The organism is Citrobacter sp. VF227 (assembly GCF_052950715.1).
In genome coordinates, this window is record NZ_JBRFVF010000729.1 from 1 (window position 1) to 255 (window position 255).

General features: G+C 64.7%; 1 pseudogene. It reads right to left on the minus strand.

Features of this window, described 5'->3' with window-relative positions:
• Window positions 1-255, minus strand: a pseudogene (locus tag ACU8YC_RS28760) (capsular polysaccharide biosynthesis protein); the annotation flags it as partial.

Consider the following 255-nt stretch of genomic DNA (forward strand, 5'->3'; position numbering starts at 1 on the left):
TCGATCAACAGGATCATCGGGCGCGGATCGTGCTGCAGGCTCGCGGCCAGACGTCCGGGTAACTCGTGCCCGCCGTCGTAACAGTTATATTTGGTGACACCGAGACGCAGCAGCGCGTCCTTAAGCGCCGCGGCCCGCGACAGCATGTCCCCGCTGCAGGGCGTGGCAATAAGCTGCTCGAGATGGCTGGGCTGACGGGCATCGTAGTAAATACCGACCGGGTCGGCGATCAGGGAGACGGGGATCCCCTGGCGG